The organism is Pseudomonas sp. JH-2, assembly GCF_036231725.1.
Classification (GTDB): domain Bacteria; phylum Pseudomonadota; class Gammaproteobacteria; order Pseudomonadales; family Pseudomonadaceae; genus Pseudomonas; species Pseudomonas delhiensis.
Map to the genome: position 1 here is coordinate 141,254 of NZ_JAZAQP010000005.1, position 24,920 is coordinate 166,173.

A 24,920-nucleotide genomic window follows, 5' to 3' on the forward strand; every position below is an offset into this window, starting at 1 on the left:
CCCTGGAACGCGACTTCGGAACTCTCAAGCTAGACCGCTCCGGGCGGTCCTGCCATGGAGTCTGGACCCTTTGCCGCAGCCGCGGGTTCCCCCGGCCCGGCTTTCGCGGCGGGCGAATCCGGGTGAAAGCCGGCCGCTCAGCGACTATAGTGCGCGGCCAAGGAGACACCCCGATGAACACCCTGCTACTGCATTGCCGCCCGGGCTTCGAAAACGAGGTCTGCGCGGAGATTTCCGACCTGGCCGCCGGCCTGGACGTGGCTGGCTACGCCCGCGCCAAGCCGGCCACCGCCTACGCCGAGTTCGTCTGCCAGGAAGCCGACGGCGCCGACCGGCTGATGCGCCACCTGCGCTTTTCCGAGCTGATCTTCCCGCGCCAGTGGGCCCGCGGCACCGGTTTCGTCCCGTTGCCCGAGCAGGACCGCATCGGCGCGCTGCTGGAGGAGCTGGGCCCGTACCCGCTGTGCGGCAGCCTTTGGCTGGAAGTCTTCGACAGCAACGAAGGCAAGGAACTGTCGACCTTCTGCCGCAAGTTCGAGAAGCCCCTGCGCGCCGCGCTGGTCAAGGCCGGCAAGCTGCGCGAGGACCCGAGCCTGCCGCGCCTGCTGCTGACCTTCCGCTCCGGCCGCGAAGTCTTCGTCGGCCTCGCCGAGCCGCGCAACAGCGCCATGTGGCCGATGGGCATCCCGCGCCTGCGGTTCCCCCGCGAGGCGCCCAGCCGCTCGACCCTCAAGCTGGAGGAGGCCTGGCACCACTTCATCCCGCGCGCCGACTGGGACAAACGCCTGGCGCCGGGCATGCTCGCCGTGGACCTGGGCGCCGCGCCCGGCGGCTGGACCTGGCAACTGGTCAACCGCGAGATGCGGGTGATCGCCGTGGACAACGGGCCCATGGCCGAGAACCTGGTCTATTCCGGCCTGGTGGACCACCAGCGCGCCGACGGCTATGTGTTCCGGCCGCGGCAGACGGTGGACTGGATGGTCTGCGACATCGTCGAGAAGCCGGCGCGCACCGGCTCGCTGATCGAGACCTGGATCGGCGAGGGGCTGTGCCGCGAGGCGGTGGTCAACCTCAAGCTGCCGATGAAGCAGCGCTACGCCGAGGTGCGCAAGATCCTCGAACGCCTGCGCGAGAGCTTCCGCGAGCGCGGCCTGCGCGTGGCCATCGGCTGCAAGCAGCTGTACCACGACCGCGAGGAAGTCACGGTACACCTGCGCCGCCTGTAGGGCCGCGGGCGATCCGCGACCTTCGGCGACTTGCCGTGGCGCCGCGCAGCGACCATGCTGTGCGGCGCACCCCCTCCCGGAGCCGCTCGTGAAGCGAAAGTTGCCCTCGCTGCTGGGCAGTTACAGCCGCATGTTGTTGCCGCGCCGTGGCCTGGGTCGTGGCGAGCGCCTGCCGAACCTGGCCATGGACAGCCGCAGCCTGCGCTTCGACGCCCGCCACCTGCGCGCCTACCGCCAGCACTTCGGCCTGGACCCGGCCCTGGGCGTGCCCCTGCTGTACCCGCAGGTGATCAGCCTGCCGCTGCACCTGCGCCTGCTCAGCCGTTCGCGCATGCCGCTGTCGATCCTCGGGCTGATCCACCTGCGCAGCCACATCCAGCGCTACCGGCTGCTGGAAGAGGGCGACCAGTTGCAGCTGGACTGCCGCATCCTCACCAGCCGGCGCAGCCCGCTGGGGCTGGAGGTGGACGTGGTGACCGAGGTCTGGCACCACGACATGCTCTACTGGCAGTCGATCACCACCTACCTGCGCCGCGGCGACTTCCTCGACGACCACGCCGAGCCCGACCCGCTGCCCGAGCGCGCCCAGTGGCACACCCTGGAGGTGCCTGCGCACCCCGGCGTGCAGTGGCGCGTGCCGAAGATCGCCGGCTGGCGCTATGCGGGCCTGAGCGGCGACTTCAACCCGCTGCACCTGTCGCGCCTGATGGCCTCGCGCTACGGCTTCGGCAAGCCCTTCGCCCACGGCATGTGGAGCCTGGCGCGCAGCCTCACCGGCCGCCGCCTGGCCGAACAGGTGCGCCTGGACGTGCACTTCAAGGCGCCGCTGCCGCTGGGCAGCCAGGTGCGCCAGAGCCACCGCCGCCTGGGCCACAAGGAACAGTGGGCGCTGCTGCCGGTGGACGGCGACGGCGAGCCGATGCTGCTGGCCCAGCTGGACGAGGCGCCCGCCGGGCCGCTGCGCTGAGTCAGCGGCCAGCCGCCAGGCGCGGCTGCAGCGGCAGCAGGGCGGGCAGTTGCACCTCGCCCTGTAACGCCACCGTGCGAAGCTGCCAGGAGCCGTTGAACAGGTACTGGCCACTGAAGCCGCTGACCAGCAGGCCGATTTCGTCCCCCGCCGTCAGGCGGGCGCTGACCGCGTTGAGCCGCGTGGTGCCGCGGTTGAGCAACGGCTTGACCTGCTCGTCCAGCACCCGGGTGCGGCCGTCCGCGCCGCGAATCGCCAGCGAGGCGAACAGCAGCGCCTGCTCGCCCGCGCCCAGTGGCCGGGAGAGGCGCACCTCGGGGCTGCCGAGCAGGGCGCCGGGCTCGGCGACCTGGTGCAGCGGGATGAAGGTGCGGGGCTGCAGCAGCCCGCTGCTGGCCGGGCGTACCGGTGTCGGCGGCAGGGCCACGGTGGGGCCGGGGGCGGGCAGTTCGTCCAGCGCCAGGCCCTGGTCCAGGTCGAGGCTGACGCACAGCGAGGGCACGCTGTCGGCGGCGCCGGGGCGCCGGCGCAGCTTCTCCTCGTACCAGGCGAGGATGCCCTGGTAGAGGTTGATGGCACGCTCGCCGCAATGGATCACCGGTTCGTTGTTGAACGGCGGCAGGCCGCTCCAGGCCTGCAACGGCGGCGGCAGGATGTGCCCGCCCTGCATCCCCAGCAGGCGCACGTCGGCATTGCCCTGGCGCAGGCACTGGCGGATCTGCAGGCCCTGGTCGAGGGGGAACAGGGTGTCGCGCAGGCCCTGGATCAGCAGGGCGTCGGCATGCGGGCGGCGGCCCTCGGCGCAGTAGCGCGCCAGGCTGTGGGCGGCCAGCTCGGCCCGCACCGGTTCGGCCATGCGCCCGCTGGCGCTGTGCAGGTAGTCGGCCTGGACGAACTTGCCCAGGTCGTAGCCGGTGGCCAGGCCCAGGCTGACCAGCACGCCGCCCCAGCCCATCTTCAACTGGCCATCGGGGGCCAGGGCGTCGCTCAGGTCGTACCAGGTGGCGATGGGCACGATGGCGTCGATGCGCGGGTCTTGCGCCGCGGCCAGCAACTGCACGGCGCCGCCGTAGCTCTCGCCGAGCATGCCCAGCCGCGGGTCGCCGGGGCCGTCCATGCTCAGCCGGGGCAGGTGCGCGGCGGCCCAATCGATCACCGCGCTGGCGTCGCTCACCTCGAAGCGTGGGTCCATCATCTCGATGCGCCCGTCGCTGCCGCCCCAGCCGCGCTGGTCGTAGCTGACCACCCAGTAGCCGGCCTTCCAGGCCTTGAGCGCGGCGCGCCCGGACATCATGTTCTGGCCATAGAAACCGTCCGGCCCGGTCACCCGCCAGCCGCCCCAGCCGTGGGTGTGCACGACCAGCGGCGCCGTCTCGCCGGCCTTGAGCGCCGGCTGGAACACGGTGGCGGACAGCCGCGTGCCGTCGCGGGCGGTGATCACCGCCTCGTACCAGCTGGCCGGCAGGTCCTGTCCGGCGCTGGCGGCATAGTCGGGCAACTGGTCGCGGGCGGCGCAGGCGGTGAGCAGCAAAGCGAGGCAGAGCAGGGCGGGCAGGCGCATGGGCGGGGGACATCCGCTGTCGGGGAAGGCGCCGAGCTTAGCCCAGCGCAGCGCAGCGGGGGCCCGACGAAAGGTTGGGCCATTGCCGTTCGCCCGCGACGCGTGACCCTGCGCCCCGCTTTGGGCGACAATGCGCCATTCGTTTTGCGGAGCCTCTCCATGTCCCAGCCTGTCGACGCCATCCTCGACGCCACCGGCCTGAACTGCCCCGAACCGGTCATGATGCTGCACAACAAGGTGCGCGACCTGCCGGCTGGCGGCCTGCTCAAGGTCATCGCCACCGACCCCTCCACCCGCCGCGACATCCCCAAGTTCTGCATCTTCCTCGGCCACGAACTGGTGGAGCAGCAGGAAGAGGCGGGCACCTACCTGTACTGGATCCGCAAGAAGCTCGACTGAGCCGCCACCGCCGACGATGTTTCCTGGGCGTAGGGCGAATAACCGTTCGCGGTTATCCGCCGCTACACCTCGGCTCAATCCGAGTTCACGGCCAACCCTGGTGGTCTGATCGGCGGATAACGCCGGAGGCGTTATGCGCCCTACGTCGGCCACAGGGAAAACGCCTCGCCCGCTTGACCCTCCCATGGCAAAGTCGAATGCTGTCCGCTCTCGGTCATTGAAAGTGGACATCATGAAAGCCCTGGACATCGAGGCCGTGCAGGCCTTCGTGCTGGTCGCCGAGCTGAAGAGCTTCACCCGCGCCGCCGAGGCCCTGGCCAGCACCCAGTCGGCGGTGAGCCTGAAGATCAAGCGCCTGGAGGACGGCCTCGGCCGCCGCCTATTGGAGCGCACGCCGCGCCTGGTGCGGTTGTCCGCCGACGGCGGGCTGTTCCTGGAAGCGGCCCGCGCCCTGGTGGCGGCGCACCGCCAGGCGCTGGGCGCGTTCGCCGGCGGCCAGCCCAGGCGGCTGGTGGTGGGCATCAGCCACCACATCGTCGGCGCCGAACTGCCCGGGTTGCTGCGCCAGCTCACCCGCAGCGAGCCGGGGCTGCTGCTGGAACTGCGGGTGGACAGTTCGCGGGAAACCCTGGAGCGCTTCGACCGCGGCGAACTGGACGTGGCCCTGGTGCTGCAGCAGGGCCCGCCACGCCAGGACGGCGAGGTGGTGCTGCAGGAACCCTTCGCCTGGATGGGCGCCACCGACTTCCAGCCATTGCCCGGCCAACCGCTGCCCCTGGCCACCCAGGCCGAACCCTGCAGCGTGCGGCGCATGGCGGTGGACGCCCTGGACCAGGCCGGGGTGGCCTGGCGCGAGGTGTTCGTCGGTGGTGGGTTGATGACCATTGGCGCGGCGGTGAGCGCGGGCATAGCCGTGGCAGCCCTGGGGCGTCGGGTGGCACCGGCGGGGTGCGAGGACGTGGGGGCGCGGCTGGGGCTGCCGGCGTTGCCGGGGCGCGATGTGCTGCTGTTCTCCCATCCCCGGGATGCGCAGGCGCAGGGGATGTTGCGGACATTGGTGGCGGCGGTGCGGAGTACGGTGGGGTAGAGGATGGTTACCTGGGGGCTTTTCGTAGGAGCGAGCTTGCTCGCGAACGAGGTTTCCCGGGACTTCGGCGCCAAGATTGGAGCACCCTCTCCCCAGCCCTCTCCCTGAAGGGAGAGGGGGCTAGTCTGTGCCAACGTCAACAACGGTTTTAGCCGGCAACTCCGGAACTGCCGGCTGACTCTGGAAAACCCAAACGCTCCGAACGGTCCCCTCTCCCTTCAGGGAGAGGGTTAGGGAGAGGGGGCGGAGTCAAGCCGAAACACTGCAATTGCCGGGAAACTCCATTCGCGAGCAAGCTCGCTCCTACGAAAAGCCCCATCCTTACCCCACCAGCACCCGAGCCACCCGCACCACACCCCAGGCCATCCCCAGCACCATGAAGGCGCCGAAGGCCAGCCCTGCCAGTTGTGCCGCCAGTTCCCGTTTCTGCCTGTCGTTCATGGCAGTCGCTCCAGCCCTGGCCGTGCCAGGTACAGGACTTCGTAGCCGAGGCTGCCCGCGCGTGCCTCCAGTGCCTCGGCACTGAGGCTGAAGCGCAGCAGCGTCCAGCGCTGCAGGTCGGCCACGACCCAGGCCGCCAGCACATCCTCCCGGCCCAGCAGCGCCTCGCCGGCGGCCAGCGCGCCGTCGCGCAGGGCGGCGGCGCCTCTATCGGACAAGGGTAGTTCCTCGCGGTACAGCGAGCGGGCCGGGCGATCGAAGGCGGGGCCGCGGCGGGCGTCCAGCGGCAGCCAGGTTTCCACCGCGGGCCGGCCGAAGCTGTCGATCACCCCCTGGAAGGCCTCGCCGGCCAGGAAGGCCGCGGCGGCGGCCGGTTCCCGCCAGAGGTAGACCGAGGCGTAGAGGTTGCCTTCGGCGCCGTGGCGGCCCTTTTCCTGGAGGACGAAAGCCTTGCAGGCCAGGCCCGGCCAGGCGTCCCAGTGCGGGCCCTTGCTGGCGGCGCGCTGGCGGATGGCGCCCATGTCGTGTTCCGCCGGCAGGCGGTGGCTGTATTGCATGGCGAACATGGCGGACTCCTTTATCCGTGGGCCTGGAAGGAGTCTGCGTGGCCGAAGCTATGCGAAACAGATATGAATGATTGTTTCAGTGATTCGATCTAGAAATCATTGAAGCCCAGTTCGCCCTGGGCCTGCTCCGGCTTCGGCCGTGCCGGGCGCTGGCGAGTCGGCGGCACGGGCGCCTTGCGTGGCGCGCTGGCTTGCGCCTCCGGCTCCGGCGGCGGCAGGGCCAGCCGGCAGCTGCGCACGGTCCACCAGCGCGGCAGCAGTTGGCGCACTTCGCTGCGGCCGAAGCGGTCGTCGATCAGCCAGACCACGCCTTCGTCCTGCTGGGTGCGGATCACCCGGCCGGCCGCCTGCACCACCTTCTGCAGGCCGGGGTAGAGGTAGGTGTAGTCGTAGCCGTCGCCGCCGCCATTTCCAAAGAGGGCATGCATGCGCTGGCGGATTTCCTCGTTCACCGTGTTCACCTGGGGCAGCCCCAGGGTGGCGACGAAGGCGCCGATCAGGCGGTCGCCGGGCAGGTCGATGCCCTCGCCGAAGGCGCCGCCGAGCACCGCGAAGCCGATGCCGCGGCCGCCGTTGCGGAACTGTTCGAGGAAGCCTTCGCGCTCGGTCTCGTCCATGTTGCGCGCCTGCACCCAGACCGGCACCCCGGGCTCGTCGCGGACGAAGCGTTCGCGCACCTGCTCCAGGTAGGCGTAGCTGCTGAAGAAGGCCAGGTAGTTGCCCGGCCGCTCGCGGTACTGCCGGGCCATCAGTTCGCAGATCGGCCGCACCGACTGGGCGCGGTGCCGGTAGCGGGTGGACAGGTTGCGCACCACCTGCACCTCCAGCTGTTCGGCGTGGAACGGCGATTCCACGTCGATCCAGGCGGTGTCCTGCGGCAGGCCCAGCAGGTCGCGGTAGTAGTGCGCCGGCGTCAGGGTGGCGGAGAACAGCGTGCAGCTGTGGGCCTCCTCGAAGCGCGGGGCGAGGAAGGGCGCGGGGATGACGTTGCGCAGGCACAGCGTGGAGTAGACCCGGCCGCTTTCGGTCTGGCGGCGGGTGATGTCGAACAGCGAGTGCTCGCCGAAGGCCTCGGCCAGGCGGCAGAAGGCCATGGCATCGAGATAGAAGCCCAGCAGCTCCAGGCTGTTGCCGTCGGGCTGCTCGCTGAGGTGGTCGGTGATGGCGGTCACCGCCTTCTGCAGCGCGAGGATGAACAGCTCCGGCGCCAGCGGGTAGACCTGGTATTCCACTTCCTGGTCGCGGTGCAGCTGGTTCCAGTGGCGGCCGACGCGCTCCAGCGCGCCCTTGAGCTTGGCCGGGGCGACGCGGCGCAGGTCCTGGAAATCGGCCTGGTCGAGTTCGCCAGTGTACATCTTGCGCCCGCGCTCCACCAGGTTGTGGGCCTCGTCCACCAGCAGAGTCACCTTCCACTCGTTGAGCACGGTGAGCGCGTAGAGCAGGGCGCTCATGTCGAAGTAGTAGTTGTAGTCGCACACCACCACGTCGGCCCAGCGGCTCAGCTCCTGGCTCAGGTAGTAGGGGCAGATGCCGTGCTCGCGGGCCACCTCGCGGACCCGCGCCTGGTCCAGCCAGGCGCCGTCCAGGGCGGCCAGGCGGGCGGCCGGCAGGCGGTCGTAGAAGCCCTTGGCCAGCGGGCAGGAGTCGCCGTGGCAGGCCTTGTCCGGGTGTTCGCAGGCCTTGTCGCGGGCTACGTGTTCCAGCACCCGCAGCGGCAGCTCGGGTTCGTCCTGGCGCAGGCTGGCCAGGGCCTCCAGGGCCAGGCGCCGGCCGGGGGTCTTGGCGCTGAGGAAGAACAGCCGGTCCAGGCCCTGGCCGGGCATGGCCTTGAGCTGTGGGAACAGGGTGCCGAGGGTCTTGCCGATGCCGGTGGTGGCCTGGGCCATCAGGTGGCGGCCGTCGCGGGCGGCGCGGTACACCGCCTCGGCGAGCTGGCGCTGGCCGTGGCGGAACTGCGGCCAGGGGAAGCGCAGGCTTTCCAGGGCTGTATCGCGGGCCGCGCGGTGGGCCATCTCGCGTTCGGCCCAGGTCACGAAGCGCTGGCAGTGTTCCTCGAAGAAGGCGTGCAGTTCGTCGGCCGTAAAGCGCTCCTGGAATACCGTCTCCTTCTGCGTCATGACGTTGAAGTAGACCACCGCCAGGTCGATTTCCTCCAGGCCCTGCAGGGCGCAGAGCAGCCAGCCGTAGACCTTGGCCTGGGCCCAGTGCAGCTGGCGGTGGTTGTCGGGGATGCGGGCGATGTCGCCGCGGTGCGTCTTGATCTCTTCCAGGCAGTTGCGCGCCGGGTCGTAGCCGTCGGCACGGCCGCGCACCAGCAGGTTGCGGTAGGCGCCGGCCAGCGGCAGTTCGGCGAGGTAGCCGGGGCCGCGGCGGCCGACCACGGTGGCGTGGCCGGCCATGCCTTCCTGGGCGGTGGGCGAGGGGGTGAAGCGCAGGTCGAGGTCGCCGACCTTGGCGGTGAACTCGCAGAGTGCGCGCACCGCGACCTGGTAGTTCATGCGGCCGGCTCCCCGGCCCAGGTCACGTAGCAGACCTCCACCGGCATGCCGTGCGCGGCGCAGAAGGCCAGCCAGCGCTTCTGGTTGTCCTGCAGGCGGTCGCCGGGGCCCTTCACCTCGATCATCCGGTAGCGGCCCTCGGCGGGCCAGAACTGGATCAGGTCGGGCATGCCGGCGCGGTTGGCCTGCAGGTCTTCCAGCAGGCGGCCGAACCAGGCCTTCAGGTGCGCCGCCGGCAGGCAGGCCAGGGCCTGTTCCAGCAGGTTCCCGTCCAGCAGCTCCCAGAACACGAAGGGCGATTGCAGGCCCTGTTTCTCGCAGTGGATGCGGCGCATCTCGTCGGCGTAGGCGCCGCTGTCGAGCAGTGCCAGGCGCGCTTCGAACAGCCCGGCGCGACGGGCGCGGAACTGGCTGTCGTAGAGGTCCGCGGGGCCTGCGTGGAAGGGGTGGAAGAAGGCGCCCGGCAGCGGGGTGAAGATCACTTCCCAGCAGAGCAGGCCGAACAGGCCGAGGACCAGGGTGTTCTCTACGTAGTGCACCGGCGCTTCGGGGCGGGCCAGGTGCAGTTGCACGCACTGCTCGACGCTCAGGCCGGGCTGCGGCTCCAGCTCCAGGTCGATGCGTGGCGGCGGCTCGGCCCTGGCCTTCGCCGGCTGGGCGTGGCCGAGCTGGCGGCGCAGGCGCACCAGGGCGCGCTCGATCAGCTGCGCCTCGGCGGCGTCCTGGGGCTGGGCCGCGGCCTGCAGGGCCAGGTCGTAGGCATCGGCATGGCGTTCCAGGCGCTCCAGCACGCGCACCTGGCGTTGGCGGGCGCTGGCGTGTTCGCTGGCGGCATAGACCTGCAGGGCGCCTTCCCAGTCGGCTTCGCGCTCCAGTTGCTGGCCGATGTGGAACAGCACGCGTCCGCGACGGCGCTGCAGCTGGGCGGTGCCGCAGTCGACGCTGGCGATCAGCGGCAGCAGTTCCTGGGCAGCGGCGCCCAGGTCGAAGGCTTCGCGGCAGCGCTGCAGGAACAGGTGCGCGTCGACCTCGTCGCGGCTGGCGAAGCCGCGGGATTCGCGGGTCAGCGGGACGGTTTCATAGCGCAGGATGCCCAGGTCGGTGAGGACGAATTCGGTCCAGTCCTGGTACAGGTTGCCGAAGAACATCAGGCGCAGGCGCTCCACCTGGGGCGCGATGGCCAGGCTGTAGACCGCCTCGTCCAGCTGTGGGCACCAGGCGGCGAAGGGCCGCGGCTCGGCGTCGACCGCGGCCAGTTCGGCCTGCAGCTCCGGCTTGCGCAACTGGCGGCTGGACAGCTGGGCGCCGAAGCAGTCGAGGATTTCGTCCTTGCGCAGCAGGCCGAAGAGTTCTTCCAGGCCCAGCGCGGCGGCGCCATCCAGCCAGCCGGCCTCCAGCAGCGGCGCGGCGGCCCGGCGCGGGCAGCCGATCTCGGCGTAGTCCAGCTTGCTGGCGCGAAAATGCGGGCCCTTGCGCATGATCAGCCGCACCAGCAACGCCCGGGCCTCCAGCGGCATGGCCTGGAAGTCGCGGAGGAAGGCGCGCTCGGCGGCGTCGAAGAGGTCGTCGTAGCGTTCTTCCAGCCAGGCGAGGGCGCGGTGGAAGTTGGCCAGGTAGTAGAAGCGCGGGTCGGTCTGGAAGGGCATGGGCGAGGGCTGGGGCTGTATTTTTATACAGATATCAGTTGGGGTGGGGATTGGCAATCGGTGGGGGATGGGTGGGGGGATTTGTTGGTTGGGGGGGCTTTTGGGCTTTTCGTAGGAGCGAGCTTGCTCGCGAACGGGAGTCACCTGTGGCGGCGGTGTTTCGGGGCGATTCCGCTCCCTCTCCCTAACCCTCTCCCTGAAGGGAGAGGGGACCGTTGGGCAGAAACGGGTATTACGGAGTCAGCCGGAAACTCTGGCGTATCCGGCTGATACCAGGCTTGCAGCCGGCACGGACTAGCCCCCTCTCCCTTCAGGGAGAGGGTTGGGGAGAGGGGCGGATTTACCTTTGACACCAGTGCAACCGGGATACTCCGTTCGCGAGCAAGCTCGCTCCTACAGTTTCGAAGCACACCTTAAGGTTTCCCGCCTCCCGGTCGCCCTGCATTTCAAATCCCCCGCACGACGAGGTCGGGCATGCGCCAGCACAACCGTATCGTATTCCGCTCCATGTTCCGCATCCGCGTGCTCGACGCCGGCGGCAAGCTGCTCGGCTATGTCGCCGACCTCTCCGAAAGCGGCCTGAAGATTCGCTGCGACCTGCTGCTGGCGCCGGACAGCCTGCATGACCTGCGCCTGCGCATGCGTGACCGCGAGGACCGCCTGCGCGAGGCCGAGGTGAAGGTGCGTTGCGTGTGGTCTGGGGAGAATGCCCAGACCGGCCAGTACGAGGCCGGCCTGGCGCTGGAGCAGCCGTCGGTTTCCTTCCACGCGCTGATGGCCGAGCTGCGCGCCGGGCGCCGCAGCGCGACGCCCGGCTGATCAGCCGAGGGTGCCCAGGACGTTCACCGCCACCCGCTCGGGTATCTCGTTCTGCGACAGTACGTGCAGCCCCGGGCTGAAGACTCTTGCATAACGCGCGAGCAGCGGGCGCAGCTGCGGCATCACGGTGAGGATCGGCGGGTGGCCTTCCTTGCGCAGCTTTTCCTTCACCACCGGCATGGTGTTCTGCAGCTGGTTGAGCAGGTTGGGCTCCACCGGGATGTTGTCCAGGCTCACCGGGCCGGCCTGCTGGGCGATGGCCAGGGCGCTGAGCAGGGTGTTCTCCAGGTTGTTGTCGAGGATGAACACCGACAGCTCGCCGCGCTCCCCGGCGATGCCCGAGACGATGCTGCGGCGCAGCGCGTAGCGCACGTCCGAGGCCAGCAGCAGCGGGTCCTTGGTGGTCTCGGCGGCTTCCACCAGGGTGGTGGCGATGCTCACCATGTCGCGCAGCGGCACCTGTTCCTGCAGCAATTGGCGGTATACGCGGTGCTGCAGGCTGAAGCTCAGCTGCGCGCGCAGGTGCTCGGCGAGCTTGGGCGCCTGGGCCGCCAGGCGCTGCATCAGGTGCTCGACGTCGTCGTGCTTGAAGATGTCCGGCAGGTGCTCGCGGATCACCTTGTTCAGGTGGGTGGCGATGACGCTGGCGCAGTCGATCACCTGGTAGCCGAGGTTGAGCGCGCGCGGCTTGTCCTCCGGGCGGATCCACACCACCGGCATCTGGTAGGCCGGGTCGTGGCCGAGGATGCCGTCGACCTCGCCGTAGGTTTCCGCCGAGGGGATGGCCATCAGGCGGTCGGCGTGCAGTTCGGCGCCGTCGATGCGCTCGCCGCTGATGTGGATGGCGTACTGCGAGGCCTTCAGCCGCAGGCTGTCGCGGATGTGGATTTCCGGCAGCAGGAAGCCCAGGCTCTCCGACAGCGTCTGGCGCACCCCGCGCACCCGCTGCACCAGGGGCGCGCCGCCGGCCTCGTTGACCAGCCCGACCAGCTTGTAGCCCAGGGAGATGGACAGCCGCTCCACCAGCGGGATGTCTTCCCAGCCCAGCTGCTGGGCGCGTTCCTGGTCCATGGCCTTGCCGATGGCCTCGGCCTGCTCCAGGCCCTGCGCCTCGCCTGGCGGCTCGGCCAGGGACACGCGCCAGGCGACGAAGGCGATCAGTGCGGCGAAGCCGAAGAAGGCCAGGTGCGGCATGCCGGGGACGATCGCCAGCACCGTGACGATGCCCGCCACCGTGTACAGCAGCGAGGGCGAGGCGAGCATCTGCCGGCGCACCAGCGCGGTGATCTCCGCCGACTCGTTGACCCGCGTGATGATGATCGCCGCGGCGGTGGACAGCAGCAGCGCCGGGATCTGCGCCGCCAGGCCGTCGCCGATGGTCAGCAGGGCGTACTGGCGGAAGGCGTCGGCGCCGGCCATGGCGTAGACGAACACGCCGATGGCCACGCCGCCGAACAGGTTGATCAGCAGGATCAGGATGCCGGCGATGGCGTCGCCGCGGACGAACTTGCTGGCGCCGTCCATGGCCCCGTAGAAGTCGGCCTCCTTGGACACCTCGGCGCGCCGGCGCTTGGCCTCGGCCTGGTCGATCAGGCCGGCGTTGAGGTCGGCGTCGATGGACATCTGCTTGCCCGGCAGGGCGTCCAGGGTGAAGCGCGCGGTGACCTCGGAGATGCGCTCGCCGCCCTTGGTGATCACCATGAAGTTGATGATGGTGAGGATCACGAAGACGATCAGGCCGACGATGAAGTTGCCGCCGATGACCACGTGGCCGAAGGCCTCGATCACCTTGCCGGCGGCCGCCGAGCCGGTGTGGCCGTCGAGCAGCACCACCCGCGAGGAGGCGACGTTCAGCGACAGCCGCAGCAGGGTGGTGACCAGCACCACCGTGGGCAGCAGCGAGAAGTCCAGCGGGCTGCGCGAGGACACGCTGACCATCAGCACCAGCAGGGCGATGCCGATGTTGAAGGTGAAGAGCACGTCCAGCAGCAGCGGCGGCAGCGGCAGGATGATCATCGCGAGGATGGAGAGGATGACCAGCGGGATGCCGATCCGCCCGCTGCGCAGTGTCGGCAGGAGCTGCTCGAGGAAGTTCATGGTTGGCCTCTGCTTGCCAGGCTGTCGGGGATGGGGAGGTTCTTGGCCAGTTCCGGCTTGCGCAGCCGGCGCCCCTGGCGGTAGGCGCGCAGCTGCAGGATGTAGGTGAGGACGTGGGCCACGGCGGTGTAGAGCCCGGCCGGGATCTGCTGGTTGACCTGGGTGCTGAAGTAGATGGCGCGGGTCAGCGGCGGCACCTCCAGCACTTCCAGGTCGTGTTTGGCGGCCATCTGGCGGATGTACAGGGCCATCTCGTCCATGCCGCGGGCCAGCACGTAGGGGGCCTGGGCCTTCTTCGGGTCGTACTTGAGGGCCACGGCGAAGTGCGTCGGGTTGGTCAGCACCACGTCGGCCCTGGGCAGCACGCGGTTGATCTGGCGCTGCAGCATCTGCCGCTGCACCTGGCGGATGCGCGCCTTCACTTCCGGGCGGCCTTCCTGGTTCTTGTGCTCCTCGCGGCGCTCCTGCTTGGTCATGCGCATGCGCTTGCGGAACAGGAAGCGCTGCAGCGGGATGTCCAGCAACGAGAAGAACACGAATACCGCCAGCAGGCCGATCAGGGTGTCGAACAGCAGGCCCAGGGCGCCGCCGATGGCGCTGCGGATGTCGCTGCGCTGCAGCGCGATCAGCTGCGGCAGGGCGTCCAGCAGCAGGTACCAGGCCACGACCAGCAGCACCGCCATCTTCAGCAGCGACTTGAGCAGCTCGGTGAGGTTCTGCATCGAGAACATCCGCGCAAGGCCGGTGATGGGGTTGAGCTTGCCGGCCTTGAAGGCCAGGTTGGCCGAGGCGAAGATCCAGCCGCCGGGCACCATGCCGAAGGCCACCACCAGCAGCGGGGTGAGCAGCAGCGGCAGCAGTAGCTGGACCATCAGCCAGATGTGCTGGCCGAGGATCAGCGCCAGGTCGTCCAGGCCCACCTCGCTGCGGTTCAGGTCCAGGTAGGCGAAGCGGAAGCTCTCGGCCAGGCCGTCGAAGAAGCGCCCGACGCAGGCCTTGAGCACCAGCAGGGTGCACAGCAGCGCCACGGTGCCGGCCAGGTCCTTGGAGCGCGGCACCTGGCCCTTCTGCCGGCTCTGGCGCAGTTTGTGCTCGCTGGCCTCTTCGGTCTTTTCCTGGGAGCCGCCCTGTTCAGCCATGGCTGGCGCCTCGCAGCAGTTGGCCGAGGTTGTCCAGCAGCGCGCGGGTGAGCTGCAGGTAGGTGTCGGGCAGGTCCGGCAGGGTCAGGCGGATGCACGCGAGGCCGGCGAGGATGGCCATGGGGAAGCCCAGGGAGAACAGGTTCATCGCCGCCGAGATGCGGTTGAGCAGGCCGAAGCAGAACTGTACGAGGAACATGCAGAAGGCCAGCGGCAGGCTGATCAGGGTGGCGGCGGAGAACACCCAGGCCAGGGCGTAGGCCAGGGTGGCGAAGCCGGCGTAGGCCAGGCCGCCGCCCACCGGCCAGTAGTGGAAGCTCTGGTAGAGCACGCTGACCACCAGCAGGTGGCCGTCGCTGGCGAGGAACAGCAGGGCCAGCAGCAGGAAGTACAGCTGGCCGACCACCGAGGACGAGGACACGCCGTTCACCGGGTCGTTGTAGCGCGCCATGGCCATGCCCATCTGGGTGGACACCACTTCGCCCACCAGGCTGAAGATCACGAATACCAGCTGCAGCGCAAGACCCAGCACGGCGCCCACGGCGATCTGCTCCAGCGCCGCCAGCAGGCCCTCGGCGGACAGCGCCTGGATGGCCGGCGGGCGGGGCAGGGCACCGGCCAGCGCGAGGGTCAGGCCCATGGCCAGGAGGATACGCACCTGGCGCGGCAGCGAACGGTGGTTGAGCAGCGGCGCCATGGCGAGCATGGCCATGATCCGGCAGAACGGCCACCAGTAGCGCTGCAGTTCCTGCAGGTACTGGCTGGCCTGCAGCAGGGACTCGTTGGCGTGCATCGCTGCGGGCCTAGCCGACCAGGTGCCCGGCCTGGCGGAAGGTCTCGATGAACAGGTCGCTGAGCGTGCGCAGTATCCAGTGCCCGGCGAACACCAGCATGCCCAGGGTGATGAGCAGCCGCGGCAGGAAGCTGAGCATCTGTTCGTTGATCTGCGTGGCGGCCTGGAAGATGCTCACCAGCAGGCCGCCGAGCAGGCTCGGCACGACCAGCACGCAGACCACGATGGCGGTGATGTGCACGGCGTTGGCGATGATCTCGACGGCGTATTCCGGGGTGAGCATGGCGGCCTCAGAACGGCTGGATGCTGGAGGTGAGGGTGCCCATCAGCAGCGCCCAGCCATCGACCAGGACGAACACCATGAGCTTGAACGGCAGCGAGATCATCATCGGCGAGAGCATCATCATGCCCATGGCCATGAGCACGCTGGCCACCACCAGGTCGATGACCAGGAAGGGCACGAAGATCATGAAGCCGAGCTGGAAGGCGGTCTTCAGCTCGCTGAGCACGTAGGCCGGCAGCAGCAGGGAGAAGTCCAGCTCGGCCTTGTTCTCCGGCATCTTCTCGCCGGCCAGGGCCAGCAGGGTGTCCAGGGAGGTCTTGCCGGTCTGCGCGAGCATGAAGCGGCTCAAGGTGCCCTTGGCCCGGCCCAGGCCTTCCTCCAGGGTGATGGCGTCGCTCTGAAAGGGTTCGTAGGCCTCGGTGTAGACCTCTTTCCACACCGGGCGCATGACCAGCAGCGTCATGCACAGGGCGATGCCCACCAGCACGTTGTTCGGCGGGCTCTGCTGCAGGCCCATGGCCTGGCGCAGGATGGCCAGCACGATGATGAAGCGGGTGAAGCTGGTCATCATCAGCAGCATGGCCGGCAGCAGCCCGAGCAGGGTCATCACCACCAGGATCTGCAGCTTCACGCTCAGTTCCTGGCCGTGGCCGGTGTCGTTCAGGCTCAGCAGGGAAATCTCGCCGCCGGCGGCCAGCACCACGCCGGGCAGCATGCCGGCCAGCGCCAGGCCCAGGGCCAGCCAGTGCCGCGCGCGTTTCATCGGGCCAGGTCGTCCAGCCCGGCGCCGCACAGTTCCAGCACGCGCAGGCCGTAGTTGCCGTTCATCACCACCACCTCGGCCTTGGCGAACAGGGCGCCGTTGACCTTCAGGTCCAGCGGCTCGCCGGCCAGCTTGTCGAGGACGATGACGCTGGAGGTATCGACTTCCATCAGCTCCTTCAGGGAAATCTCGGTGGAGGCCACCTCCAGGGTGAGGTTCACCGGGATCTTGCCGAAGAAGCTCAGGTCCTGGCGCGGCGCCGGGCTGTCCTGGGCGGCGGCCGGGGCGGCCTCGTCGAGGGCCAGGCCGGCGTCGTTGAGGAGGTTGTCCAGTTCGCTGTCGGTGACTTGGCTCATGGGCTTTTCACGCTCTCGAGGGAGGTCAGGAAGAGGCCGCCGTCTTCTTCGAAGAGGGTGCCGCGGAAGAGTTTCTGCTGGTTCACCTGCACCTCGCAGCGCTCCAGCAGGCGCACCGGCAGGATGTCGCCGGGGCGCAGCTCCAGCACCTGGGCCAGTGGCAGCTGCAGGGCGGCGATGACGCAGTCCAGGCGCACCGGCAGGTGCACCAGGTGCTGCGCCGGGCTGCCGTTCAGGCGCGCCGGCGGCGGGCCGGCCAGGCGGGTGGTGAGGGCGTCGGCCAGTTCGGCGTCCAGGTAGATGAACAGCGAGGCCTGGCTGCCGGTGATGTGGCTGAGGAAGTGGAACTCGGCCACGTACTCCCAGCTCGCCAGCTCGTAGTCGTTGTCGTGGGGGGTCAGCTCGCCGAAGGTGTCGCCCAGCAGCAGCGAGCGGGCGAACAGCTGGGTCACGTCCACCCCCAGGCGCTTGCGCATGCGCTGCTCGGAGGTGCTGATCGGCGGGGTGTCGTGGCTGGGTAGCGAGGTGCCGCCGTAGTAGCACTCCAGGGCCTCGGTCAGCAGCGGGCGGTCGATGGCGAAACCGACCTTGCCGAAGGGGCAGCGGAAGATGCATTCGGCCGGCCGCGGCGCACTTTCCTGGACCTCGACTTTCTGCAGTTCCAGGTTGATGCGGTAACTGCGCAGGAAATAATCGCTGATGATGCGCGGATGCTTGTGGGCGATCTCGCGAATATATTGCGGAACCCTGTGGTAATGCCGGCCCAACTTGTGTGGCTGCAGGCGCACGAGTCTTTCCGAGGGCACGCCGTGGTGGACTTTGGATTGGCCAGTCATGGGTTGGGTCGACTTCCGGAAGTTGGGCTGCGAAGGCGTTCGCCGGGGCGCGGCCGAGGCGGCGCGGGGCGAACCTGGGGCGCTCACCGCTGGCGCGGGTTTTACGCGCAGCAGAGCCTGCAGATGGGGCGGGAGTCTAGGGAGGCGGGGGCTTGCGGTTAAATCAATAGATATCAAATGACGTTTTTGATCGTCATTTTCGGGCGCCTGAGCGGATTTGACGAAAACTGACTCGGCAGTCTCACTGTGATCTGGTTAACGTTGCGCCTGTGACGGGGTTCTGCTGAAAAAGTTCCCCGGCAAGATTGAAGGGCGACAGGAAAAAGCCATTCCTTAAGGCCCTCTTCGGATAAAGGGGAAGGTATTCGGTCATTCCTTCCTATAGAGGCTGGAAGTTCGTTCGGCCACTGCCTGCCGGCAAATGAAAGTTCATCGCCGCCGTGGCTTGGATGGAATAACCGAGTGCTGTCCCGTGGGCGGCCCAGACGCAGGAAAGTTGCATTGAAACAGTTCAGTCAATTGGCCAGTTGCAGTGAAGAAGCAAGCCTGGCGGATCAGCAGGTGGTGATCGTCGGCGGCGCCGGCGAGATCGGCCTGGACCTGCTCAATGACGGCCTGGCGCGCCTGGGCCGGCGCGTGCTGCGGGTGAAGAACGCGGCCGAGCTGGACGGCGTCGACCTAGCGGCCTGCGGCCCGGTCTTCGTCTTCGCCGAGCGCCGCCCGCAGCGCAGCTTCCCGCAGATCGGCGAACTGCTGCAGCGCGTGCCGCAGCTGAGCCTGGTGCCGGTGGTGGAATACGCCGACCAGGAAATGGCCGCCCAGCTGCTGGAAATGGGCTGCATCGACTACCTGCTGGCGCCCTTCAGCGAGAGCCAGCTGGCCGCGCTGCTGCACCGCCAGGAGCAGGCGGCGGTGGCCGGCGAGGGCTTCGTCTCGCAGTCGCGCGCCGGGCGCCGCCTGCTGGCCCTGGCCCAGCGCGTGGCGCAGACCCGCGCGCCGATCCTCATCAGCGGCGAGACCGGCACCGGCAAGGAGCTGATGGCGCGCTACATCCACCGCTTCTCCGCCGAGCCGCAGGCGCCCTTCGTGGCGGTGAACTGCGCCGCCATCCCCGAGCAGATGCTCGAGTCCATCCTCTTCGGCCACGAGCGCGGCGCCTTCACCGGCGCGGTCAGCGCCCAGCCGGGCAAGTTCGAACAGGCCAACGGCGGCACCCTGCTGCTGGACGAGATCGGCGAACTGCCCCTGGCCCTGCAGGCCAAGCTGCTGCGCGTGCTGCAGGAACAGCGCGTGGAGCGCCTGGGTGGGCAGCGCGAGATCCGCCTGAACGTGCGCATCATCGCCGCCACCAACCGCGACCTGCAGGAGGAAGTCAGCGCCGGCCGCTTCCGCGCCGACCTGATGTTCCGCCTCGACGTGCTGCCGCTGCACATCAGCCCGCTGCGCGAGCGCAAGGACGACATCCTGCCCCTGGCGCAGCGCTTCATCGGCCAGTACGCGCCCCAGGAGCGCCATGCCGAGCTGCTCACCGAGGCGGCCCGGCAGGCCCTGCTGGCCCACGACTGGCCGGGCAACGTGCGCGAGCTGGAGAACGTCATCCAGCGCGCCCTGGTGCTGCGCGCCGGGCTGTTCATCCAGCCGCGCGACCTGGGCCTGGCGCCGCCGGCCGAGCAGGCAGCGAGCGTGCCGGTGGCCCCGCCGCTGCCGGGCGAGGGCGGCAAGGCGGCCCTGCGCGCCAGCGGCAAGTGGGCCGAGTACCAGCACGTGATCGACACCATCCGCCGCTTCGGCGGGCACAAGACCAAGGCCGCGGAAAGCCTCGGCATGACCCCCCGCGCCCTGCGCTACCGCCTCAACGCCATGCGCGAGCAGGGCGTGAACCTGTCCTTCTGACCCGAGAGTCGCCATGAACCCCATCGAGCAGGCCCGCAGCGAGATGCTCGGGCAGATGCAGCAGTTGCGCGAGCTGTCGGCCGCGCCCATCCGCCCGGCCAGCCCGGCCCCCGGCGCCGCCGCCGAGCCCGGCTTCGGCAACGCCTTCGAGGACGCCCTGCGCGCCGTCGACGCCCAGCAGCACCAGGCCAGCCAGGCCATGGCCGCGGTGGACAGCGGGCGCAGCGACGACCTGGCCGGCGCCATGGTCCAGAGCCAGCAGGCCAGCGTGTCCTTCAGCGCGCTGCTGCAGGTGCGCAACAAGCTCACCACCGCCTTCGACCAAGTCATGAACATGCCGCTGTGACGGCGCACAAGGGCTGAACCGTGCTGCACAAGATCAAGAACCGCCTGCCCCTGGACAAGCTGCGCCTGGACCCGCGCCTGAGCCTGCTAGGCCTGGCCGGCGCCGCCGCGCTGCTGGCCCTGGGCAGCACCTGGTACCTGTGGCGCGACCAGGGCGCCTTCCACCCGCTGTACGGCGCCGGCGAGGCCTACCCGGCGGCCGAGGTGATGCAGGTGCTGGACGCCGACAGCATCGCCTACCGCCTGCACCCGCAGAGCGGCCAGGTGCTGGTGCGCGACGACCAGCTGGCGCGGGCGCGCATGCTGCTGGCGGCCAAGGGCGTGAAGGTCGCGGTGCCGGCCGGCTACGAGCTGTTCGACAAGGACGAGCCGCTGGGCACCAGCCAGTTCGTCCAGGATGTGCGCCTGAAGCGCAGCCTGGAAGGCGAGCTGGCGCGCACCGTGATGGCCATGGAAGGGGTGCAGCAGGCCCGCGTGCACCTGGCCATCGACCAGCAGAGTTCCTTCGTGGTCAGCCAGCGCGAGCCGGCCAAGGCCTCGGTGATGCTGCAGCTGGCCCCCGGCAGCCGGCTCAAGCCCGAGCAGGTGGCGGCGGTGGTCAACCTGGTGGCCAACAGCGTGCCGCAGCTGCAGCCGGAGAACGTCAGCGTGGTCGACCAGCACGGCGTGCTGCTCTCCCGCGGGCTCGCCGCCTGGGGCGGGGCGCAGCAGAACGGCCAGCTGGTGGACGACTTCCAGCAGAAGGCGGTGGCCAACGTCGAGCAGGTGCTGGCGCCCATCGTCGGGCCGGGCAACTACCGCGTCAGCGTGGCCGCCGACATCGACTTCAGCCAGAAGGAAGAGACCCTGCAGCGCTACGGCGACACGCCGCGCCTGCGCCGCGAGACCCTGCGCGACGACAACACCGTGGACGAACTGGCCCTGGGCGTACCCGGCTCGCTGAGCAACCGCGCCCCGGCCAAGCCGCCGGAGCCGCAGCCGGGAGCGAACAACGCCCAGGCCCAGCAGGCCCAGGGCAGCCAGGACAAGGCGGCCACCTCGCAGCGCAAGGAATCCAACCGCCAGCTCGACTACGACCAGGACATCACCCACGTCAGGCACGCGCCCTTCAACCTGCGCCAGCAGAGCGTGGCGGTGATGATCAACGCCGCCGCCGCCCCCGAGGGTGGCTGGAGCGAGGAAACCCGCAAGCAGCTGGAGCAGGCGGTGAAGAACGCCGTGGGCTTCAACGCCGCGCGCGGCGACAGCCTGTCGCTCAGCGTGCTGCCCTTCGTCGCCGCCGCGCCGCTGGACGAGCCGGGGCGCTGGTGGGACGACGCCCAGCTGCAGGGCTGGGTGCGCCTGGGCGTGTTCACCCTGGTCAGCCTGCTGTTGCTGCTGCTGGTGGTGCGCCCCGCGGTGCGCAGCCTGACACAGCGCAAGCCGGTACCGGCCGGGGGCGAGGAGGGCGCGGGCACCCTGCTGGCCAACGAGCACGGCGAACGCCTGCTGGCGCGGGTCGGCGATGCGCCGCGCGCCCTGGGCCTGTTCAGTGAACTCAACCCGCTCTCGGAAATCCGCCTGCCGGCGCCGGGCTCGGGCCTGGAGCACCAGATCGAGCACCTGCAGATGCTGGCCAAGAACGATCCCGAGCGGGTCTCCGAAGTGATCAAGCAATGGATAGGGCGCAATGAGCGAGACCTCAACCCCGTCGGCTGACGAAGCGCGCGTGCCGGTGCGCCGGCGCGCCATGAGCTCCATGGAGCAGGCGGCGATCCTCATGCTGAGCATGGGCGACGAGACCTCGGCCGGGGTGCTGCGGCACTTCTCCCGCGAGGAGATCATCAGCATCAGCCAGGCCATGGCGCGGCTGAACAACGTCAAGCTGCCCATGGTGTCGGACGTGATCGGCCGCTTCTTCGAGGACTACAAGGAGCAGAGCAGCATCAAGGGCGCCTCCCGCGGCTACCTCGCCGGCATGCTCGGCAAGGCCCTGGGCAGCGACATCACCCGCAGCCTGCTGGACAGCATCTACGGCGAGGAAATCCGCGCCAAGATGGCCCGCCTGGAATGGCTGGACCCCAAGCAGTTCGCCGCGCTCATCGCCAACGAGCACGCGCAGATGCAGGCGGTGTTCCTCGCCTTCCTGCCGCCGTCCATGGCCAGCCAGGTGCTGGAGTGCCTGCCGGCCGAGCGCCAGGACGAGCTGCTGTACCGCATCGCCAACCTCAGCGAGGTCAGCAGCGAGGTCATCGCCGAGCTGGAACAGCTGATCGACCGCAGCCTGGCGGTGCTCTCCACCCAGGGCTCGCAGGTGCGCGGCATCAAGCAGGCGGCGGACATCATGAACCGCTTCAAGGGCGACCGGAACCAGATGTTCGAGCTGCTGCGCGGCCACGATTCCGGCCTGGTGGAGCGCATCGAGGAAGAGATGTACGACTTCTTCATTCTCTCCCGGCAGAGCCAGGACACCCTGCAGGCGCTGCTCGAGGCCATCCCCCTGGAAGAGTGGGTGGTGGCGCTCAAGGGCGCGGAGCCGGCGCTGGTCAAGGCCATCCAGGGCGCCATGCCCAAGCGCCAGGCGCAGCAGATGGACGCCATCAAGCGCCGCCAGGGCCCGGTGCCGCTGAGCCGCGTCGAGCAGGTGCGCCGCGACATCATGGCGATGGTCCGCGAGCTGGCCGCCGAAGGCGAGATCCAGCTGCAGCTGTTCCGCGAACAGACGGTGGAGTGAGGCAGCCATGACGGTCAAGGTGATCCGCGGCGGCGCCCGCGACTGGCGGCCGTACCGCTTCCCGCCGCGCTGCAGCGGGGCGTTGCAGGAGCAATGGCACGGCGGCGACCCCGCCGAGCTGCAGAAGGCCGTGGCCGAGGGCTACCAGCAGGGCAGCGACAAGGGCTACCGCGAGGGCCTGGAGCAGGGCCGCGAGGCCGGCCACGACGAGGGCCTGCGCCAGGGCCGCCAGGAGGGCCTGCGCCTGGGGCGCGAGGAAGGCCGCGAGGAGGGGCGCCGCGTCTTCGAGACCGCCGCCCAGCCGCTGGACCGGCTGTGCGGGGAGTTCCGCCGCTTCGCCGAAACCTTCGAGGCGCAGCGCCGCGAGCAATTGCTGGAACTGGTGCAGAAGGTGGCCCGGCAGGTCATCCGCTGCGAGCTGACGCTGCACCCCACGCAGCTGCTGAGCCTGGCCGACGAGGCCCTGGCGGCCATGCCGGAACAGCCGGACAGCGTGCAGCTGCAGCTCAACCCCGAGGAATGCGCGCGCATCCGCGAACTGGCCCCCGAGCGCGCCGCCGCCTGGCGCCTGGTGCCCGACGAACGCCTGGCCCTGGGCGAATGCCGCCTGCTCACCGCCGAGGAAGAAACCGACATCGGCTGCCAGCAGCGCCTGGACAGCTGCATGCAGGTGCTCGGCGAGCACCTGCTGGGCGACGACTGACGATGGCCCTGGGCGAAAGCTTCAGCCTGGACTTCGACCAGGCCCTGCGCTCGCTGGACTCGGTCCAGCTGGCCAAGGTCAGCGGGCGCCTGGTGCGGGTTTCCGGAATGCTCCTGGAAAGCCTCGGCTGCCGCCGCGCCACCGGCCAGCGCTGCCTGGTCGAACAGGCCGACGGCAGCCTGCTGGATGCCCAGGTGGTCGGCTTCGACCGCGACACCACCTACCTGATGCCGTTCAAGAAACCGGTGGGCCTGGCCGCCGGCTCGCGGGTGTTCCCGGCCGAGGAACAGGCCGCGCTGCGCATCGACGAATCCTGGCTGGGGCGGGTGGTCAACGGCCTCGGCGAGCCGCTGGACGAGCGCGGCCGCCTGGGCGGGCGCGATGCGCTCTCGGCGCAGCTGCCCAGCGTCAACCCGCTCAAGCGCCGCCCGGTGACCGAGGCGCTGGACGTCGGCGTGCGCGCCATCAACGCCCTGCTGACCCTCGGCAAGGGCCAGCGCGTCGGCCTGTTCGCCGGCAGCGGGGTGGGCAAGAGCGTGCTGCTGGGCATGATCACCCGGCAGACCAAGGCCGAGGTGGTGGTGGTCGGGCTGATCGGCGAGCGCGGCCGCGAGGTGCAGGAGTTCATCCAGCACTCCCTCGGCGAGGAAGGCCGGCGCAAGGCCGTGGTAGTGGTGGCGCCGGCCAACGAGTCGCCGCTGATGCGCCTGAAGGCCACCGAGCTGTGCCACAGCATCGCCGCCTACTTCCGCGACCAGGGCCGCGACGTGCTGCTGCTGGTGGACTCGCTGACGCGCTACGCCATGGCCCAGCGCGAGATCGCCCTGGCCCTGGGCGAGCCGCCGGCGACCAAGGGCTACCCGCCGTCGGTGTTCGGCATGCTCCCGGAACTGGTGGAAAGCGCCGGCAATGGCGTGGCCGGCAGCGGCAGCCTGAGCGCGCTGTACACGGTGCTGGCCGAAGGCGACGACCAGCAGGACCCGATCGCCGACAGCGCCCGCGCCATCCTCGACGGCCATATCGTGCTGTCGCGCCGGCTGGCCGACGTCGGCCACTACCCGGCCATCGACATCGGCGCCTCGGTCAGCCGCTGCATGGCCCAGGTGGGCGAGCCGGCGCACCTGCGCGCGGCGCGGCAGTTCAAGGAACTGCACGGCAGCTACGAGAAGATCCGCGAACTCATCCCCCTGGGCGGCTACACCGCCGGGCTGGACGCCCGCACCGACCGCGCGGTGCAACTGGCCCCGGCGCTGGAGCGCTTCCTGCGCCAGGAAGTCAATGAAGGTGCGGACCTGGCCGCCAGCCTGGAAACCCTGCAACAGGTGCTGCGGCAATGAAGGAACAGATCGACACCCTGCGCCGCCTGGCCAGCGTGCGGCACAACCGCGTGCGCGAGATGCTCGGCCGGGTGAACTACCAGCGCGGCCTGTGCCAGCGCTACCGCAACAACATCACCGGCCTGACGCGCCTGTGTGGCTTCGTGGTGCCCACCAGCACGTCGCTGCAGCGCGGCAACCAGCAGCAGTATAAGGCCACGCTGTTCAGGATGCTGGCGCTGCAGAAGCGCGAGCTGGAGGTGGCCGAGCAGGCGCTGGAGCGCATCCAGGGCGAACTGCTGCAGGCCATGCGCGGCGAGAAGGTGCTGGAGCACGTCATCGAATCGCGTTTGGAACAATGGCAGGCGCAACTGGCGCGCCAGGAGCAGAAGATCCAGGACGGCCTGGCGGCGCAGACCTGGTGGCGGAGCCAGGGCGCATGAGGCAGGATTTAAGTTCTTCGCCGAGCCGGT

23 protein-coding genes are annotated in these 24,920 nt (G+C 69.6%); 12 read left to right on the forward strand and 11 right to left on the reverse strand.

Translation table 11 applies throughout. The features are described 5' to 3' along the window. The first annotated feature begins 173 nt into the window (after positions 1-173). Both rlmM and VV867_RS05460 read left to right on the forward strand, forming a co-directional pair. A complete protein-coding gene (gene rlmM / locus VV867_RS05455; protein ID WP_109935761.1) occupies positions 174-1,226 on the forward strand; it encodes a 23S rRNA (cytidine(2498)-2'-O)-methyltransferase RlmM in 1,053 nt (350 codons plus the stop codon). 88 nt (positions 1,227-1,314) lie between these two features. Beyond that, positions 1,315-2,193 carry a MaoC family dehydratase gene (locus VV867_RS05460; RefSeq protein WP_328565812.1) on the forward strand — a complete coding sequence of 293 codons (879 nt, stop codon included), beginning with the start codon at positions 1,315-1,317 and terminating at the stop codon, positions 2,191-2,193. A 1-nt stretch (position 2,194) separates the two neighbouring features. Here the strand turns inward: VV867_RS05460 and VV867_RS05465 are convergent, their stop codons facing one another. Further along, entirely contained in the window at positions 2,195-3,754 is a 1,560-nt protein-coding gene (locus tag VV867_RS05465) for an alpha/beta hydrolase (protein WP_109935763.1), read from the reverse strand. Between the two features lie 159 nt (positions 3,755-3,913). Between VV867_RS05465 and tusA the strand changes: the two genes are divergently transcribed. Further along, positions 3,914-4,153 carry a sulfurtransferase TusA gene (gene tusA, locus VV867_RS05470; RefSeq protein ID WP_009622807.1) on the forward strand — a complete coding sequence of 80 codons (240 nt, stop codon included), beginning with the start codon at positions 3,914-3,916 and terminating at the stop codon, positions 4,151-4,153. Between the two features lie 232 nt (positions 4,154-4,385). After that, on the forward strand, positions 4,386-5,240 hold the full coding sequence (locus VV867_RS05475) for a LysR substrate-binding domain-containing protein (RefSeq protein WP_328565813.1): 855 nt from the start codon (positions 4,386-4,388) through the stop codon (positions 5,238-5,240). A 437-nt stretch (positions 5,241-5,677) separates the two neighbouring features. Here the strand turns inward: VV867_RS05475 and VV867_RS05480 are convergent, their stop codons facing one another. The 3 genes from VV867_RS05480 to VV867_RS05490 form a co-directional block, all read right to left on the reverse strand. Further along, on the reverse strand, positions 5,678-6,247 hold the full coding sequence (locus VV867_RS05480; protein WP_109935765.1) for a DUF4865 family protein: 570 nt from the start codon (positions 6,245-6,247) through the stop codon (positions 5,678-5,680). Between the two features lie 89 nt (positions 6,248-6,336). Continuing rightward, entirely contained in the window at positions 6,337-8,745 is a 2,409-nt protein-coding gene (locus VV867_RS05485; protein ID WP_109935766.1) for an ATP-dependent DNA helicase, read from the reverse strand. Beyond that, positions 8,742-10,391, reverse strand: coding sequence for a VRR-NUC domain-containing protein (locus VV867_RS05490; RefSeq protein WP_275629909.1), 1,650 nt, complete (start codon positions 10,389-10,391; stop codon positions 8,742-8,744). The genes VV867_RS05485 and VV867_RS05490 overlap by 4 nt, the downstream gene beginning before the upstream one ends. A 474-nt stretch (positions 10,392-10,865) precedes the next feature. Here VV867_RS05490 and VV867_RS05495 point away from each other — a divergent pair, with 474 nt between their 5' ends. Further along, positions 10,866-11,210, forward strand: a complete 345-nt coding sequence (locus tag VV867_RS05495; RefSeq protein WP_089393506.1) for a PilZ domain-containing protein — start codon at positions 10,866-10,868, stop codon at positions 11,208-11,210. Here the strand turns inward: VV867_RS05495 and VV867_RS05500 are convergent, their stop codons facing one another. The 7 genes from VV867_RS05500 to VV867_RS05530 are packed head-to-tail and all read right to left on the reverse strand — an operon-like array spanning position 11,211 to position 17,477. Beyond that, positions 11,211-13,307: a flagellar biosynthesis protein FlhA gene (locus VV867_RS05500; protein WP_328565814.1), complete on the reverse strand. Its 2,097-nt coding sequence runs from the start codon at positions 13,305-13,307 to the stop codon at positions 11,211-11,213. Beyond that, entirely contained in the window at positions 13,304-14,446 is a 1,143-nt protein-coding gene (locus VV867_RS05505) for an EscU/YscU/HrcU family type III secretion system export apparatus switch protein (RefSeq protein WP_328565815.1), read from the reverse strand. Before VV867_RS05505 ends, VV867_RS05500 begins: the two co-directional genes overlap by 4 nt. Further along, positions 14,439-15,239 carry a flagellar biosynthetic protein FliR gene (fliR, locus tag VV867_RS05510; protein WP_328565816.1) on the reverse strand — a complete coding sequence of 267 codons (801 nt, stop codon included), beginning with the start codon at positions 15,237-15,239 and terminating at the stop codon, positions 14,439-14,441. Before fliR ends, VV867_RS05505 begins: the two co-directional genes overlap by 8 nt. Before the next feature lie 10 nt (positions 15,240-15,249). Then, complete coding sequence (locus VV867_RS05515) at positions 15,250-15,522, reverse strand: flagellar biosynthetic protein FliQ (RefSeq protein ID WP_109935529.1); 273 nt, start codon at positions 15,520-15,522, stop codon at positions 15,250-15,252. Positions 15,523-15,529: 7 nt separating this feature from the next. Next, positions 15,530-16,285, reverse strand: a complete 756-nt coding sequence (gene fliP / locus VV867_RS05520; RefSeq protein WP_328565817.1) for a flagellar type III secretion system pore protein FliP — start codon at positions 16,283-16,285, stop codon at positions 15,530-15,532. After that, on the reverse strand, positions 16,282-16,641 hold the full coding sequence (locus VV867_RS05525) for a flagellar motor switch protein FliN (protein ID WP_275629911.1): 360 nt from the start codon (positions 16,639-16,641) through the stop codon (positions 16,282-16,284). The genes fliP and VV867_RS05525 overlap by 4 nt, the downstream gene beginning before the upstream one ends. Then, entirely contained in the window at positions 16,638-17,477 is an 840-nt protein-coding gene (locus VV867_RS05530) for a FliM/FliN family flagellar motor C-terminal domain-containing protein (protein WP_328565818.1), read from the reverse strand. The genes VV867_RS05525 and VV867_RS05530 overlap by 4 nt, the downstream gene beginning before the upstream one ends. 501 nt (positions 17,478-17,978) lie before the next feature. Between VV867_RS05530 and VV867_RS05535 the strand changes: the two genes are divergently transcribed. From VV867_RS05535 to VV867_RS05565, 7 genes are read left to right on the forward strand one after another with little or no spacing between them, the layout of a single operon-like run. Then, the gene (locus tag VV867_RS05535) at positions 17,979-19,370 is read left to right on the forward strand and encodes a sigma-54 dependent transcriptional regulator (RefSeq protein WP_328565819.1); all 1,392 of its coding nucleotides are present in this window, start codon (positions 17,979-17,981) and stop codon (positions 19,368-19,370) included. A gap of 13 nt (positions 19,371-19,383) precedes the next feature. Next, positions 19,384-19,716, forward strand: coding sequence for a flagellar hook-basal body complex protein FliE (locus VV867_RS05540; RefSeq protein WP_328565820.1), 333 nt, complete (start codon positions 19,384-19,386; stop codon positions 19,714-19,716). Between the two features lie 20 nt (positions 19,717-19,736). After that, a complete protein-coding gene (gene fliF, locus VV867_RS05545) occupies positions 19,737-21,413 on the forward strand; it encodes a flagellar basal-body MS-ring/collar protein FliF (RefSeq protein ID WP_328565821.1) in 1,677 nt (558 codons plus the stop codon). After that, on the forward strand, positions 21,385-22,428 hold the full coding sequence (locus tag VV867_RS05550; RefSeq protein WP_109935522.1) for a FliG C-terminal domain-containing protein: 1,044 nt from the start codon (positions 21,385-21,387) through the stop codon (positions 22,426-22,428). Before fliF ends, VV867_RS05550 begins: the two co-directional genes overlap by 29 nt. 7 nt (positions 22,429-22,435) lie before the next feature. Beyond that, entirely contained in the window at positions 22,436-23,131 is a 696-nt protein-coding gene (fliH, locus tag VV867_RS05555) for a flagellar assembly protein FliH (RefSeq protein ID WP_109935521.1), read from the forward strand. A gap of 2 nt (positions 23,132-23,133) precedes the next feature. Next, a complete protein-coding gene (gene fliI, locus VV867_RS05560) occupies positions 23,134-24,468 on the forward strand; it encodes a flagellar protein export ATPase FliI (RefSeq protein WP_328565822.1) in 1,335 nt (444 codons plus the stop codon). Then, a complete protein-coding gene (locus VV867_RS05565) occupies positions 24,465-24,890 on the forward strand; it encodes a flagellar FliJ family protein (protein ID WP_089393492.1) in 426 nt (141 codons plus the stop codon). The genes fliI and VV867_RS05565 overlap by 4 nt, the downstream gene beginning before the upstream one ends. The last annotated feature ends 30 nt before the right edge of the window (positions 24,891-24,920 follow it).